Below are 15,746 nucleotides of genomic sequence, written 5' to 3'. Positions count from 1 at the left end.
AGCTTGTAGGCGATTAAAGAGAAGATAATCCAAGATGCACAGCGGATTGGTGTTTCGGTTTCACAGTCCGCAGATTCTTAAACCGCACAGGCTTAAATTGCGATAAACAAGTAAAGCTAATCCATACGCCGGATAACGGCAATCACTTTACCTTGAATCTCAACGTTTGCGGAGTCGGTATAAATCGGGCTCATTTGGCTGTTTGCCGGTTGGAGGCGAATTCTGCCCGAGGGTTCCCGGTAAAAATGTTTAAGGGTTGCTTCTTTTTCGGATTTTAACCAGATAGCGGCGGTTTCTCCGTTTTCAACGACGTTAACCGATTGTAAAAGAACAAGATCGCCATCGTTAATCAGGTCTTCAATCATTGAATTACCCTTTACCTTTAGAGCATAAACCCCCTCTTTGCCGCGGATAATATCACGGGTAACTTCTATCGTATCCGCATTTGAGGTAATATCCCACGCATCGTTATCGGGGACCGGTATCGGCTCGCCGGCAGCAATATGCCCGATAATGGGAACATTCAGGCTTTCGCTTAAACTAGGCAGGGAAAGTAACTCTATCCCGCGCGAAACTTCTTTACGGCAGCGGATTAGGTTCTTTTTTTCAAGAATTTTGAGGTTGTAGTCAGCAACCGAGGTGGAGCTTAAACCGCACCCGGCAACAATATCACGCACGCTGGGAGGGTAACTGTAATCTTTCCGGAATTTATAGATAAATTCAAGAATACGTTGCTGCCTGCCCGACAAGCCTTCGGTTTTCAATGTTGCAACCTCATAAGAACAATTGTTCTGTAATTCTAAGGGAACAACAAGGCATTGTCAACAAACAAATGCAAAAGGGGATAAACAAGCAGCTGCCGTTTTGCGGCAGCTTACTGATACTACTGAACTTGATGCTAACTATTCGGCAGAAGCGGCTTTAGCTTTGTTAAGCCCTTTTTCCAACCTGGACTTATGACGAGAAGCATTGTTGGAGTGGACAACACCCTTACCTACTGCTCTATCCAAAGCGCTTGCGGCAGCTTTAACATCCTGTTCGGCTTTTTGCAAATCGCCGGAGGCAATTGATGCTTCCGCTATTTTCAAAGCGGTTCTGGTTTTACTAACGTTAGTTTTGTTGACAGTCTTTCTTTTCAGCGATTTTCTCTGCTGTTTTTTAGCTGATTCAATATTAGGCAAATTATTCCTCCTGAAACTGTTTCACATTATACAATAAAAATTATTTTAAGACAAAGGGGGGAATGCGGATATTTCCAAAACCGCAACTTTAACCGGTTTGCGGTTAAACGCGGTTAATACTTAGTACACCCTTGACCCCGCCGATTCTGCCAAGAACACGGCTCAGATGCACCAACCCCTTAGTTTCGAGCGTAAGCGTAATTGTTGTAATCCGATCTTCGTTTTCGGTGACTGTCATATTGAAGATATTCACTTTTTCTTCGGCAATTACGGTAGAGACATCCCGTACCAAACCGACCCTATCCCAAGCGTTAACCTGAACACTAACCGGATATTGCGCCTCGGTTTGTCCCCACTCTACCTCAATCAGTCTTTCTTTTTCATCCTCGTTGATTACGTTATAACAATCACGGCGATGAATCGTTATGCCGCGGCTGCGCGTTACATACCCGACAATATCATCGCCGGGAACCGGGTTGCAGCATTGGGCAATATTCGTTAGAAGCTCGCCGACACCCAGTACCTGCACTTCGGACTTAATTTTTTTAGGCTGGACCGTTTCCGGAATCAGGCGCGGCTGTTCCTGATGTGAAGCCAATTTTAAAGCAATGCTCTCAATATTGACACCGCCGTACCCTATAGCAGCCAGGAATTCGTCCACGCTTGAGTATTTAAACGATTTGGCAATTGATTCGCGGTCGGTGTCTCTCATTCCCAACTGTTTAAGTTCTTTATCCAAAAGAATGCGACCCTGCTCAATGTTTTCTTCGCGCTCTTGTCGCTTAAACCATTGGCGGATTTTTTCGCGGGCATGCGAAGTATGAACATAGCCTAAGTGCGGATTCATCCAGTCCCTGCTGGGGCCCTTATCACGTTTTGTGGTTATAATTTCCACCACATCCCCGTTACTAAGGCGTGAGCTTAACGACACTAATCGTCCGTTTACTTTTGCGCCGACACATCGATGCCCAAGTTCGGTATGAATCCGATAAGCAAAATCTAAGGGTGTCGCCCCTTTCGGAAGGTCTTTAACCTCGCCTTTAGGGGTAAAAACGAAGACCTGATCAATGAAAATATCGGTTTTAACCGATTCAAGGAATTCTTCGGTACCGCTTAATTCCCGGTGCCAATCAATAAGCTGTCTTAACCATCCGATTCTTTCCTCATAGGGCGAGGATTCCTTTTTGCCCTCTTTATAGCGCCAATGGGCAGCAATTCCGTATTCATCAGTATAGTGCATATCGTGTGTGCGTATCTGAATTTCAATCGGGGTGGTACCAAACGACAGAACCACGGTATGCAGCGATTGATAACCGTTCGGTTTAGGATTGGCGATATAGTCGTCAAAGGCCCCCGGAACGGGATGCCACATACTGTGCACTATGCCGACCGCGTTGTAGCAATCTTGCACCGTATCAACCAAGACCCTTAACGCAAAGAGGTCATAAATATCGTTAAACTGTTTATTCTGTGCCTCATACTTCTGGATTTTCTGATTAATGCTGTATAAATGCTTCGGGCGGCCGGTTATTTCGGCCTTAAATCCGACCCGCGCAAATTCTTCTTTAACGATTTCGATGACCTTTTTAATAAACGCTTCGCGTTCGTCACGTTTACCGGCAACCATTTTTGATAATTGTTCGTATCTTTTGGGTTCAAGATAGCGGAATGAAAGGTCTTCCAATTCCCATTTTAATTCCCATATCCCCAAACGATGTGCTAATGGGGCATAGATATCCATTGTTTCACGGGCAACACGGCGTTGTTTTTCCGGCGGCAAAGCATCAAGGGTGCGCATATTATGTAAGCGGTCTGCGAGCTTAATAAAAACAACCCGCAAATCCTCCGCCATCGCAACCAGCATTTTACGGAGGCTTTCGGCTTGCTGTTGACCGTCAGCCGTACTGCTTTTAAGCACCACTTCCTCGGGTAAATGCAACGAAAGCTGCGATAACTTGGTCACCCCGTCAACTAACTTGGCAACCTCAGTCCCAAACTCTCCTTCAATCTCAGAAAGAGGCACACCGCAATCTTCGCAAACATCATGCATCAGGGACGCTGCCAAAGTACCGGCATCCAGTTGCAAATCGGCCAACATAATTGCCACTTGCAGCGGATGTTCGAGGTAAGGTTCCCCCGATTCACGGAACTGCCCTTCGTGCGCCTTTTCGGCAAACTTATAGGCGCGCTCCACCAAAGCCACCTTTTCAGGCGGCAAATAAGCAGCGGCTTTTTCCAATAATTTATTGACCGTTACGTTTTTTTGTTTTAACATAAGAACTGTACTTTGCCGGGATATTAATTATAAGTATAGAGGAACATTAGCAGGTTGGCAAAGTGCTAAGTTGTTTTTAGTTTACTCGGTATCCGAGCCAAACGAACAGGAGATAAAGTGTATCAGGCACCTCGAGGCACAGCGGATATTTTACCCGCAGAACAGGCTTATCGCCGATATATCGAGCAGAAAGCCTCTTTGATCTGCGGTTTGTACGGTTATGAGCGAATAGATACCCCTACGTTTGAAAACACAAAGCTTTTTACCCGCAGTATCGGGGACGGAACGGATATCGTCGAAAAAGAAATGTATTCTTTTCAGGATAAAGGCGGTAACGATATTACGTTAAGACCTGAAGGAACCGCCTCGGTTTGCCGCGCTTATATCGAACACGGGATGGCAAACTTGCCGCAACCGGTAAAGCTGTTTTATTTAACTTCAATCTACCGCTACGAAAGGCCGCAAGCCGGTCGTTTAAGGGAGTTCCATCAATTCGGCTACGAGGCAATCGGAGATGCCGACCCCGTAATTGATGCCGAAGTAATTGAAATGGCATGGCGATTCTATGAATCACTCGGCCTTAAAAAATTGTCGCTAATCGTTAACAGTATCGGCTGTTCCGAATGCCGCCCGAATTATCTGCAAAAATTACGCGATTATTATGACAACTGCGGCGAGCAGCTTTGTAAAGACTGCCAAACCAGAAGGGAACGCAACACTTTAAGGCTTTTGGATTGCAAACAACCCGGCTGTCAAAAACTGATTGATAACGCTCCCAAAAGCGCCGATTATTTATGTGATAGCTGTGCCGAACATTTTAATTTATTAAAAAAATACCTTGATGATATCGGCTTGCCGTATTCAATAAGCCATCGGCTGGTTCGAGGGCTGGATTACTATACGAGAACAGTTTTTGAAATCCAGCCGGAAACAGAAGGCGCACAAAACACCCTCGGCGGCGGAGGACGCTACGATAACCTAATAGCGGAACTGGGCGGTAAACCCACTGCGGCAATCGGATTTGCCGCCGGAATTGAAAGGATTATTCTCAACCTTAAAAGGGAGGATGTTCAGATTCCGGTAATCAGTAAACCGGCGGTCTTTTTGGCAAACATGGGCGAAAATGCCAAGCTGGCAGCGGTAAAATTGGCATCCGATTTAAGGCATGCCGGCATCGGCATAATTCAATCAACGGGAACAAAGAGTTTAAAGGCACAATTAAGGCAAGCCAATAATCTTAATATGCGCTTTGCAATTATTATCGGCGACGAGGAAGTGGCCTCGCAAACCGTTGTTTTAAAAGATATGGCCGCCGCCGGACAAGAAAATTTATCCTGGGACTGTTTAATCCCCAAACTAAAAGAAATTTTAACCGCAAGCACTTAAATTTTATCCTTGGAAATCTTAAAAATCAGCCTCCAAAACCGATACTTTTTTGAGTATATTCCTTATCAAGATATTCTTACAGCTATCGTATAGCTAATCCTACCCATCGTGTCGCAAATACGTTTAAATTCAGCCGTTTACAACTTTTAGAATTTTACAAAAATTTACCCCAAAACCCCTTGTTTTTAAGAAAGCGGTATGGTAGTCTTCTTACGCTGGGGAGTGTTTTTTCCAAAATACTCTTTTTACCCCTCCAAGGACAATGCCCCTTACAAACCCCCTGTTAAGACCAATATCGGGAGGTAGTGTGTATGGCAGAATTGCTGTGTTACCAGTTCAAAAAACATTTGTAACATTCATATTCTCCGAGCTTAACAAAAACGCTTAAAGGGGGGCAAGTCGTTGTTAGGACTAGGTCTATGGTATGTCGGTTTTGTCCTGTTTATTAACGCGCTTTGGATGATGGGAAAAATGTCTAACAAAGCGGTTATCCCCATGAATATCTTCGTTGCCGTCGTTCAAATTACAGGCGTAATCGTTGTAATCGCCACCGCCAAAGAAACCGCCGATTTCTACGGCGCCGCTTTGACCTTATTGTTTGCATTCACATATCTCTACGTAGCCGCAACCCAAATATGGAATCTGGACGGCAAAGGGCTGGGTTGGTATTGTCTGCCCGTTGCACTGATTGCCGTTCCGACCGGATTTTTAAACCTCGCCACTCCGGGGCTGGCTTTACTCTGGTTTATGTGGGCAACTTTATGGTTCATGTTCTTCCTGTTGCTCGGTTTGGGCAAAAACATCAACAAAGCAACAGCCTATTGGACGATGGTAAACGCAATTGTGACCTTCATCGGGGCTTACTTTACGCTGACCGGAATATGGCCCTGGTGGTAATTCCGTAATTCCGATTTAAGGAGGTGGGCTTATAGAACAATGAAACATCAAATACCTGCATCGGATTTTAGCGAAGAATAAAATTATACGGAGGATTATAAATGAGACACGGTGATATTTCTTCAAGCGCCGACAATGTCGGTGTTGCGGTTGTAAACTACCCGATTCCCAGCCTGCATTCAAAAAAAGATATCCTTGATAACTGCCATAAAATTGCCAAATATGCCGAAGGAATCAAAACGGGATTTCCGGGCATGGACCTGATAATTTTCCCCGAATACAGCACGGAAGGCATCCTTTATGACCCTCAAGAATTCATGGATCTTTCCACTACCGTCCCCGGCGAGGAAACAGAAATCTTTTCCGAGTGCTGCCGCAAAAACAATATTTGGATGGTAAACTCGATTACCGGTGAATTCCACGAGGACCACCCCAACAAAGTCCCCTACAATACATTGATACTAATCAATAATAAGGGTGAGATTGTTCAAAAATACCGCAAGATTATGCCTTGGTGTCCTATTGAAGGCTGGTATCCCGCAAGCGGCACCTTTGTTTCCGAAGGCCCCAAGGGCTTGAAAGTCAGCCTGATTATTTGCGATGACGGTAACTACCCCGAAATCTGGCGTGATTGCGCTATGAAAGGCGCCGAATTAATTGTCCGCTGCCAAGGTTACATGTACCCTTCCAGAGAACAGCAGAGAAATATGGCAACAACAATGGCATGGGCAAATACCAGCTATGTTGCGGTAGCTAACGGCACCGGTTTTGACGGCGTTTATTCGTTCTTTGGGCATTCGGCTATTGTCGGCTTTGACGGCAGGATTTTGGGTGAATGCGGTACGGAACAAATGGGGGTTCAATATGCCGAACTTTCGGTTAGTGCCATCAGGGATGCCAGAGCGAATTGGCAATCACAGAACCACCTCTTCAAATTGCTCCACAGAGGCTACACCGCCAAACTCAATTCGGAAGAAGAAGAGCTCGGCGATGCTACCTGCCCGTACGATTTCTATCGCACTTGGGTTCTTGACCCTAAAAAGGCACAGGCTCAAGTTGAATCGTTTACCAGAAAGACGGTTAGCACAAAAGACTGTCCGGTGGCTTTCCAGCCCAAAATTGAGGGGCATTAATTTCAATTCGGGAAATACCGATCATTATCTAAACTAAAAAAAGGAGTTGGGTGATTTGCCCAACTCCTTTAATAAAATAATCGGTTTGAAACTTTAAAGGTAACGGGTTAAAAACAATCCTTTAGTTTTTGATAGGAAGCCCCCAACGACTCGTTAACCACACGGATATCGGCCACCACCGGCATAAAATTGTTATCTCCGCTCCAACGGGGGACAATATGAGTGTGGATGTGCTTGTCGATACCGGCTCCGGCAACCCTCCCCAAGTTCATGCCGACATTGAAACCATCGGGATTGGAAGCCTTTTTTAAAGCGGTAATGCACCTGCTCACCAACTCGTAATGTTCTGTCATTTCTTCGGTTGTGAGGTCTTCAAGCGCACATAAGTGACGGAATGGAACCACCATCAGGTGCCCGGGGTTATAGGGGTAACAATTTAGGATTACAAAGTTGTGTTTTCCGCGATGCAATATGTAATTTTTAACATCGCAATCTTCCGGGGGCATTGTACAAAAAACGCAGTCTTGCGTATCTACTTTTTTAATATATTCCATGCGCCACGGCGCCCATAAGTTTTCCATATTGTCCTCCTTAAAGGTGCTATTGTTATTGTAAATCTGTTTTTAATAAAGGTCAAAATAAAAAGGGGCTGTTGGCAGCGACGCCCTTTAGCAGGTATACGGATGAAGGAAATCACGATGAAAAGAGGTAACCTAGAGTTCTGTCACTATTTGGAGTATTATCGACTATCCCTACTGCAAGATTGCACCTTACCTCGGATTCCACGTATAATAAGTGCTTTGGAGGATTGTTTTGGCTTATCCCGACAATATTTTATACAACGTTTCCAAACCTGCCCGCTATACCGGCGGCGAATGGAACAGTATCGTTAAAGATTGGCTTAATACGGATATTAAGATCGTTTTAAGTTATCCCGATATCTACGAAATCGGAATGTCGAACATGGCCGTACCGATTCTCTACGATATTTTAAACGCCTATCCGGATGTGCTTGCCGAAAGGGTCTTTACTCCGTGGGTTGATATGGCAAACGCCCTCAAAACAGCCGACATCCCCTTACAAAGCCTCGAAAGCGGCCGTGCTTTAAACGAATTTGATTTAATCGGCTTTTCGCTTGGTTATGAGCTATCGTACACCAATATTCTGGATATGCTTAGCCTTGCCGATATTCCTGTAATGACTTGTGACAGAAAAGATGAACATCCGCTGGTGGTTGGCGGCGGGAACTGTGCACTAAACCCCGAACCGCTGGCTGATTTTTTTGATTTTTTTGTTATCGGCGACGCCGAAGATGTTCTTCCGACATTGGTGGATTGTTTAAGGGAGTTTAAATCTCTCAAAAATAATCTGTCGCGAACCGATAAATTAAAGCGGTTGGCAACCATCCCCGGCGTATACGTTCCGAGTTTGTATGTTATCGAGTATGACGACAGCGGGATGTTTAAATCTATCACCCCCACAACACCCGAAGCCGCACCGATAATAAAAAGACAAATCGTCTCAAAATTACCGCCGACGGGAACGCGCCCGATAGTTCCTTTTATTGCCGCCACCCACGACCGCTGTGCGATAGAAATCAGCCGCGGCTGCACCCGCGGTTGTCGTTTTTGTCATGCCGGAATGACCTATCGGCCGGTACGCCAGCGCTCGCATGACGAAGTTATAGCCGCTGCCGGAGAAATTATCGATAACACAGGCTATGATGAAATCTCTCTTGTGTCTTTAAGCACCAGCGATTATCACGGCATTGATGAACTGGTAAGTAAAATTGTTGCCGAGTACGGACAAAAAAATATCTCCTTATCGCTTCCCAGCCTCAGAATGATGGTTGATTCGGTAAAGTTAATTGATTCGCTACCCACCGAAAGGAAATCGGGGCTCACCTTTGCCCCCGAAGCCGGCAGCCAGAGATTGCAACGCGTAATTAATAAATGCATCCCCGAACAACAAATTTTTGATACGGTTACCGCCGCTTTCGAAAAGGGTTGGAAAAGCCTAAAGCTCTACTTTATGCTGGGGTTACCGACTGAAACAGACGAGGATATTAACGGCATTATTGAAATGGTCGAAAAAATCCGCGCAATCGGCAAAAACATTCCCGGCAGAAAACCGCACGTTCGGCTCAGTTTATCGACTTTTGTGCCCAAACCGCACACCCCTTTTCAGTGGATTGCCATGGACAGTGAAGAAAACATCAGGCACAAGCAAAACATTTTAAGAAACAATTTACAAAGAAAAGACGTAACCCCCTCTTGGCAGGATTACTCTCGCAGCTTTCTTGAAGCGATTATCTCGCGCGGGGACCGCAGGCTGGGGAAAGTAATTTATAGCGCTTGGCAAATGGGGGCTTGTTTTGATGGGTGGGGGGAACACTTTAAATTTGATGTTTGGATGGACGCCTTCCGTAAAGAGGGAATCGATCCGTATTTTTATACGCACAGGGAACGTTTGCCGGACGAACCTTTACCCTGGGGACATATCGATACCGGCGTTTCGCTTAATTTCTTGAAACGCGAATATAAACGAGCAATTGAAGAAAAAGAAACGGCGGATTGCCGTGACCATGCTTGTAATATCTGCGGGATAGAAAAAGCGACTGTCTTATGCGACCATAAATTCAACCGCAAGAACAATTAACCACGTTTATGGATTCCTCAAACCACAAAACCGGTTAATATCTTTTTTTAAAAATTCCCCGATTTTTCGTCAAATTCATGCAACCTTTTACCAAAAAATGGGTTATCCTATGTAGAGGCATATGGATTTAGAGCGGGAAAAAGAACTGGTAAACAGGGCAAAAACCGATGTTAATGCATTTGGCTTGCTTTATGACGAGTATTATCCCAAAATCCTCGGTTATGTGATTCTACGAACAGCTAATATCGAAATAGCCAAGGATATAACCTCCGAGGTATTCCTCAAAGCCCTTCATACCATTAAACGCTTCCAATGGCGTAATATCCCCTTCTCCGCATATCTGTACCGCATTGCCGAAAATAAAATCATTAACGGCTATAACCATAACAAGCAACTTAATTTGCTTAAAAAAGAAATGGAGGTTTTGGCAATTGCAACAGGGGCAAACGATAACGATGAGATAACACGCATTGAAGCCGATATGCAAAAACATGAGGACTATCTTTTATTGCATCGCTGTATAGTCAAACTGCCCCATATTTACCAAGAAGTTATTGTTCTAAGGTATTTTGAGAAAAAGTCTGTTGCTGAAATTTGCTTGATACTGGGAAAACGCGAGGGAACGGTAAAGTCGCTCTTACACAGGGGTTTGGACAAACTTAAAAAATTATTGGAGGACAATGCAACCTTTTAGGGAAATAACGGTTATCCTTTACAGAGGTGGATGATGAAAAATGAGGATTTAATAAAAAAGTTAGAGAGCGCCCGGCTTCCGGAGGCCGAACTGCATACTCACCAAAGGCTCTTGAAAGCAGCTTTATTGGAAAAATTCGAATCCCCCTCGAATAAAACGGCGAAGGCCGTAAAAAGGAGAAGGATACCGATAATGGATAACATTAAGGGGATTAACGGGAATAAATGGCTGCGTCCTGTCGTATTATCGCTTTCGGTTGTGGCTATAGTAGCCATGTTGTTTGTATTGCAGCCGTGGACGGGAAACAACGGCTACACCACTGTTCTTGCCAAGGCAAAGGAAGCCGCGGAGAATGTGCAGACTTACCGTGTCAGTAGTTCTGCCACAACAATAGATATCGACAATCCCAACATTGAACAGGCTGTTACAGAGAATATATTTGAGTTTGTCTTGCCAGACCTTGCGCATCTGACTTACAGCCATTCTTACAATTCCACTAATAATGGTGTCGTAACTCGTGTTGAAAGGAACTTTGAAATCTATTACGACGGGGAATACAGGTATTATCAATCTGAAGACAAAAATTTGCTATTGCAGAGTAGCGGAGACATGGACTATTTGTATTACAGAAATAGTGGAACCATGAGTCAGCGACATGCCGTGGCAATGCTGGAGTTTATAGATAAACCGGAACAACTGGGTGATGAAGTTATAGACGGGGTAATCTGCTTGCATTACAAAGGAACCGCCAAACTTCTAGATACTGAAATCGAAATATGGATAGGTAAAGACGATTATTTCATACATCAGACAAAGCAGATTCTTCAGAGTAATAAATATATTTCGACATATGTAACTCATTTCTATAATTTCAATGAGGATATTACAATAGACACTCCACTTGATAAATCAGGCAACCTGCTGGCGGGATGGGAAAAGGAAATCTATGAATTAGGCTTCAATATTATCCCCGTGGAAGACGCCATTGCTTCCATTACCGGTGACAAGAACTGGAGCGACCCTGCTGTAATTAGAGAGCTTTTGGATTTATTCAGCTATTCATCCGACCCGATAATTTTCTTTAACGCTTTACCGAAAGAGGGTCAGCAGGCTATTAAAAACTATTTAGAGAATTTTAATTCCAACATTACTGTCGTAACATCGATTAATGTTATCAGTTATAGCTTTGACGATGGAGTGTTATATTACACCAATACCGGTAAAGGCCTTGATGTTTGTGTCGATACCAGAGGGATAAGCGGGGAAGGAATTGTGGTGGAAGATGTTGACGGAGCTTTATTCAGATGGCTCTATACCATCGAAGCTGCCGAACCACAGGCATATTTTGATGATTTCGCCGAAGAAATCAAACAAGAAATGGTAAGCGCTTTGTCTATAGAGGGATTTTCTTCTACATTGATGTCTATGCTGAGGTAGATGTTGGGATTCCTTTGTTTTATATGTTAAATCACAAAGGGGTCGGCGATTTGCCGACCCCTTTTCGTATCCTTATTTAGCGGACTGAAGCTTATTCTCTGCCTTCTCCGTCAAAGGCGGCAATCGCAACCACGCTATCACCCGCTTCCAATTTCATCAGCCGTACGCCTTGTGTGCTGCGTCCTTGGATGGTAATCCCCAAACGCGGATCTTTTTCCCTAACGGGCGTTAGCGTAATAATACCTTTAGCGGAAATTATCATCACCTGCTGATCCGGTTTTACCGCTTTGGCTGCCGCAACATCTCCGGTTTTATCCACTATCCTAAAGGTAATCACCCCGCTTCCGGCGCGGCGCTGTAACGGATAATCGTCAATCGGGGTTAGTTTTCCGTGTCCGCCGGAAGTAACGGTAAGTACGAAAGAACCCTCTTCGGCCACATCCATACTAACCACTTGATCGTCTTTTCCTAATTTAATTCCGTAAACCCCGCCGCTGGCTCTTAGGCTGGTTCTTAATTCCGAAATATGGAATCTGATTGATTGTCCCTTCCGGGTTATCATCAATACGTCGTCTGTTTCAGCGCCCTGACAAACAGCGATAAGATTATCGTCCGAATCCACATCCATTGCAATCAGCCCGCTTGAACGTACCGAAGCGAAACTGCTCATTGCAATCTTTTTAACTTCACCCTTAGATGTGGCAAGTAAAATAAAGTTATCTTCTTTAAATTCGCTAACCTCAACTACCGCAGTGACCCTTTCGCCTTGCGGAATCGGGAACAGGTTAATTACGGCCGTCCCCTTTGAGATGCGCGATACATCCAACGGAACCTCGTAGCACTTAGTGGAAAAGACCTTGCCCCTATCCGTAAAGAAGAGCAGCGTGTCGTGAGTATCGCCAACCACCAGGAATCTGACAGCATCACGTTCGCGGGTTACCATTCCGATAATGCCCTTGCCGCCGCGGTGCTGCAGGGTAAAGGATTTGGAAGGAACCCTTTTTACAAAACCGCGCTCGCTTAAAGTAACCACCATTCTCTGATGCGGAATTAAGTCTTCTTCGCTAAAATCCAAAGCCTCCTGAACGCTAATAGCAGTTTTACGAGGATTGGCTGATTTGGTTTTCAACTCGCCAAGCTCGTCTTTTACAAGAAGCAGAATCTTACGCGGATTCTCAAGCAAGTCCTGAAGATAGGCAATTGTCTTTAAGAGCCCTTCATATTCATCTATTATTTTTTGTCTTTCAAGGCTTGCCAAGCGTCTGAGTTGCATATCGAGGATCGCTTGCGCCTGAATTTGTGTCAGTTCAAAATTAAGCATTAAATCTTTACGGGCATCTTCCGCCGACTTGGATTCGCGGATGGTTTTAATAACCGCATCAATAAAATCGAGGGCTTTCTTTAAACCTTCAAGGATATGCGCCCTGTCTTGAGCCCCTTTTAATTCGAATTGGGTACGCCGGGTAATAACTTCCTGACGGAAATCCAGGAAATATTGTAAAGCCTCTTTAAGACCGATTACTCTCGGCTGTCCGTTAACAAGCGCCAGCATATTGGCAAAGAAAGAAGATTGCATCGCCGTAAACTTATAAAGGGCATTTAATACCTGGCGGGATTGCGCTTCTTTTTTGAGTTCGATAACGATACGCATCCCGTCACGATCCGATTCATCGCGCAGGTCGCTGATACCGGTAATCTTTTTATCCTTAACCAGCTCGGCAATTTTTTCAACCAAAGCCGCCTTGTTTGTTTGGTACGGTAATTCCGTTACAATTATTTGCTGGCGCCCCGAAGTTGATTCTTCATAATAAGCCTTTGCCCTAACCAAAATTTTACCGTGGCCGGTAGCATAAGCACTAACGATTCCGTCTCTGCCTAAAATAATACCCCCGGTGGGGAAATCGGGGCCTTTAACAAATTTCATTAACTCTTCAACCCCGGCTTCGGGGTTTTCAATCAGATAAGCTAACGCATCGCATACCTCGCCCAGATTGTGCGGCGGGATATTGGTTGCCATACCGACGGCAATACCGGAACTTCCGTTAACCAAAAGGTTGGGGATACGGCTGGGAAGAACCACCGGTTCTTGAAGACTGTCGTCAAAGTTAGGCATAAAATCAACGGTGTCTTTGTCCAAATCAGACAACATGTTTTCGGCAATGGCTTCCAAGCGAACCTCGGTGTACCTCATTGCCGCCGGCGGATCGTTATCAACACTGCCGAAGTTACCTTGCCCATCAACTAAGGGGTGTCTCATTGAGAAAGGCTGCGCCATACGTACCATAGCGTCGTAAACGGAAGTATCGCCGTGGGGATGGTATTTACCGAGCACCTCACCGACAACACGAGCACTTTTTCGATGCGGACCGGAGCGGTAAAGCCCCAACCCTTGCATTGCAAAAAGAATACGACGATGCACCGGCTTTAGCCCGTCCCTGACATCCGGTAAAGCCCTCGAAACGATTACGCTCATAGCATAATCGAGGTAAGAGCTTTTAACCTCCTCGTCGATTTTTATATCTTTAATGTTACCCGCACTCATATCTAATTAAACCTCCTATTCGTCTTCCTCAACAAGATCATCACTTTCCACGCTGTCTTCTGTAATTTCTTCGGATAACAGATCTGCGTCTTCACCGGAATCATCAATATATTCCAAATCTATTAATGAATCACCGTAATCTAACTTGCGCTTTAATATTTTATCACTTACATACGGTTTGATACTACTGCCGCTGCTTTTTGACGGGAACGAGAGCTGCCCAAACTGAGAGGGATGCTGGTAAGTTTCTCTGATTATTACCGCCAAATTATCATCGGAAACGCTGATTACCGTTGCCGAATAGCGATTGCCGCCGTCAATCAGCCTGATTAAGCGCTGGCTGTAACGCGGTTCAACCAATCCAAGGTACTCGTTGGCGCTGTTTTCCACTACCAAGTTGGATTCAACTGTTTTCAACTGAACCTTATCACCGGCATCAACTTTAGCCAAAACCTTTTCCGGCGCCAGTTGAATCAGTTTTACAATTCCTGCTTTACCGATTTCCTCAATAAATACGTTCGGTTCTACCTTCGAAGTGTTTTCTTCCGGCTTGGCACCGATTTCGATTAAGTGAGCAATCCTGTGCAGATTCTTCTCGGCAATAAGATTGTGAGGGTCCAATTGCTTGGCACGGCTATAGGCTTCACTGGCGGCATTATATTCCCCCAGCTCAACATAGGCCCGCCCCAGACGGTTAAAGGAATCAACGTCTTCGGGGAACGTTTCGATAATCGCTTTGTTGGCATCTACAGCCTCACGCCAACGCCCCTCCATCGCCAAAGCTATCGCCTTTTTGCTTTGCTGCCTCATCAATCTTGCTTTTTCTTCGTTTTCGTATGACATGTTTGCTCTTATTTAAAACCTCAAAAATTATCTTTTATAAACAGGTTCCGTAACTTAACCTGCTAACAACCGGAAATTGAATTCTAACAATAATAATCCTATTTAACAACAAATTACAAGTAATATTTAAAAAATTTTAGATATTATGCTGAATTAACTCTTTTTTTACAAGTTAGCCGCTCTCAACTTTATTTAAACGAATAAAAAGCTCTAAAAGTTAGTTCGGGGGAAATGGCTTGAATTCAAAGAGAAGAGGACATTTACCCAATCCGCATGGGGTTGCCGCGTCACTTGTCGCATAAAGGCATTTTAAATCCCGTTCGCCCTGAGCCTGTCGAAGGACAGGAACGGCTGGGATAAACAACCTGTCTTTGCGAGACCATTCCCGTAAGGGAAGGCGAAGCAATCTCTAATAAATCGAAAGGCATACGTACTATTCGCAAAAGATTGCCACGTCACCCGCCTAACGGCTCGTTCCTCGCAAAGGCGTTTCTACTATTGTCATTCTGAGCACAGCGAAGAATCTAGGAGTTAGCGGATAGTCTGTCGTCCGATAACGGATTTTAGAGGGGGACGATTCCTCTTTTTTGATTCTGAGGATACCTCATAGCCTATATCTCCCGTCCTCTTAGATCCTTCGTTTCACTCAGGATGACAAGAGCGGGATTGCCGTGTCACTTACCGGAGGCTCGCTCTCAGC

At 44.8% G+C, this 15,746-nt stretch carries 12 protein-coding genes; 6 read left to right on the top strand and 6 right to left on the bottom strand.

Translation table 11 applies throughout. The features are described 5' to 3' along the window. Nucleotides 1-116: 116 nt before the first annotated feature. The 3 genes from lexA to WC958_04225 all read right to left on the bottom strand — a co-directional run bounded on the left by lexA (nucleotide 117) and on the right by WC958_04225 (nucleotide 3,456). Nucleotides 117-764, bottom strand: coding sequence for a transcriptional repressor LexA (lexA, locus tag WC958_04235; protein ID MFA5629439.1), 648 nt, complete (start codon nucleotides 762-764; stop codon nucleotides 117-119). 138 nt (nucleotides 765-902) lie between these two features. Further along, nucleotides 903-1,181 (bottom strand): 30S ribosomal protein S20, encoded by a 279-nt coding sequence (gene rpsT / locus WC958_04230; GenBank protein ID MFA5629438.1) that lies wholly within the window; start codon nucleotides 1,179-1,181, stop codon nucleotides 903-905. 103 nt (nucleotides 1,182-1,284) lie between these two features. After that, nucleotides 1,285-3,456: a bifunctional (p)ppGpp synthetase/guanosine-3',5'-bis(diphosphate) 3'-pyrophosphohydrolase gene (locus WC958_04225; GenBank protein ID MFA5629437.1), complete on the bottom strand. Its 2,172-nt coding sequence runs from the start codon at nucleotides 3,454-3,456 to the stop codon at nucleotides 1,285-1,287. Nucleotides 3,457-3,573: 117 nt separating this feature from the next. On the opposite strand from WC958_04225, the gene hisS reads away from it, so the two are divergent. The 3 genes from hisS to WC958_04210 all read left to right on the top strand — a co-directional run bounded on the left by hisS (nucleotide 3,574) and on the right by WC958_04210 (nucleotide 6,872). Continuing rightward, nucleotides 3,574-4,842, top strand: a complete 1,269-nt coding sequence (gene hisS / locus WC958_04220) for a histidine--tRNA ligase (protein ID MFA5629436.1) — start codon at nucleotides 3,574-3,576, stop codon at nucleotides 4,840-4,842. Between the two features lie 402 nt (nucleotides 4,843-5,244). After that, nucleotides 5,245-5,739: an AmiS/UreI family transporter gene (locus tag WC958_04215; protein ID MFA5629435.1), complete on the top strand. Its 495-nt coding sequence runs from the start codon at nucleotides 5,245-5,247 to the stop codon at nucleotides 5,737-5,739. Nucleotides 5,740-5,840: 101 nt separating this feature from the next. Beyond that, nucleotides 5,841-6,872 carry an aliphatic amidase gene (locus WC958_04210; GenBank protein ID MFA5629434.1) on the top strand — a complete coding sequence of 344 codons (1,032 nt, stop codon included), beginning with the start codon at nucleotides 5,841-5,843 and terminating at the stop codon, nucleotides 6,870-6,872. 107 nt (nucleotides 6,873-6,979) lie between these two features. On the opposite strand, the gene WC958_04205 is transcribed toward WC958_04210, so the two are convergent. Beyond that, entirely contained in the window at nucleotides 6,980-7,453 is a 474-nt protein-coding gene (locus tag WC958_04205; GenBank protein MFA5629433.1) for an HIT domain-containing protein, read from the bottom strand. A 232-nt stretch (nucleotides 7,454-7,685) separates the two neighbouring features. Here WC958_04205 and WC958_04200 point away from each other — a divergent pair, with 232 nt between their 5' ends. The 3 genes from WC958_04200 to WC958_04190 all read left to right on the top strand — a co-directional run bounded on the left by WC958_04200 (nucleotide 7,686) and on the right by WC958_04190 (nucleotide 11,661). Further along, on the top strand, nucleotides 7,686-9,530 hold the full coding sequence (locus WC958_04200; protein MFA5629432.1) for a TIGR03960 family B12-binding radical SAM protein: 1,845 nt from the start codon (nucleotides 7,686-7,688) through the stop codon (nucleotides 9,528-9,530). Between the two features lie 121 nt (nucleotides 9,531-9,651). Beyond that, the gene (locus tag WC958_04195) at nucleotides 9,652-10,224 is read left to right on the top strand and encodes an RNA polymerase sigma factor (GenBank protein MFA5629431.1); all 573 of its coding nucleotides are present in this window, start codon (nucleotides 9,652-9,654) and stop codon (nucleotides 10,222-10,224) included. Nucleotides 10,225-10,257: 33 nt separating this feature from the next. Continuing rightward, nucleotides 10,258-11,661, top strand: coding sequence for a hypothetical protein (locus tag WC958_04190; protein MFA5629430.1), 1,404 nt, complete (start codon nucleotides 10,258-10,260; stop codon nucleotides 11,659-11,661). A gap of 91 nt (nucleotides 11,662-11,752) precedes the next feature. Here the strand turns inward: WC958_04190 and gyrA are convergent, their stop codons facing one another. Both gyrA and WC958_04180 read right to left on the bottom strand, forming a co-directional pair. Next, on the bottom strand, nucleotides 11,753-14,203 hold the full coding sequence (gene gyrA / locus WC958_04185) for a DNA gyrase subunit A (GenBank protein MFA5629429.1): 2,451 nt from the start codon (nucleotides 14,201-14,203) through the stop codon (nucleotides 11,753-11,755). 15 nt (nucleotides 14,204-14,218) lie between these two features. Continuing rightward, nucleotides 14,219-15,046 (bottom strand): tetratricopeptide repeat protein, encoded by an 828-nt coding sequence (locus tag WC958_04180; protein MFA5629428.1) that lies wholly within the window; start codon nucleotides 15,044-15,046, stop codon nucleotides 14,219-14,221. Nucleotides 15,047-15,746 lie beyond the last annotated feature (700 nt).

The organism is Dehalococcoidales bacterium, from assembly GCA_041656115.1.
GTDB lineage: Bacteria > Chloroflexota > Dehalococcoidia > Dehalococcoidales > UBA5627 > UBA5627.
The sequence above is the reverse complement of the archived record's forward strand: the minus strand, read 5'-3'. Positions and strand labels throughout refer to the sequence as shown.

What these genes read in the sequence shown, in the direction of transcription:
- WC958_04210 (MFA5629434.1), top strand. Translation starts at nt 5,841, where the DNA reads ATGAGACACGGTGATATTTCTTCAAGCGCCGACAATGTCGGTGTTGCG.
- WC958_04190 (MFA5629430.1), top strand. Translation starts at nt 10,258, where the DNA reads ATGAAAAATGAGGATTTAATAAAAAAGTTAGAGAGCGCCCGGCTTCCG.
- WC958_04225 (MFA5629437.1), bottom strand. Translation starts at nt 3,456, where the DNA reads ATGTTAAAACAAAAAAACGTAACGGTCAATAAATTATTGGAAAAAGCC.
- WC958_04205 (MFA5629433.1), bottom strand. Translation starts at nt 7,453, where the DNA reads ATGGAAAACTTATGGGCGCCGTGGCGCATGGAATATATTAAAAAAGTA.
- WC958_04195 (MFA5629431.1), top strand. Translation starts at nt 9,652, where the DNA reads ATGGATTTAGAGCGGGAAAAAGAACTGGTAAACAGGGCAAAAACCGAT.
- gyrA (MFA5629429.1), bottom strand. Translation starts at nt 14,203, where the DNA reads ATGAGTGCGGGTAACATTAAAGATATAAAAATCGACGAGGAGGTTAAA.
- WC958_04180 (MFA5629428.1), bottom strand. Translation starts at nt 15,046, where the DNA reads ATGTCATACGAAAACGAAGAAAAAGCAAGATTGATGAGGCAGCAAAGC.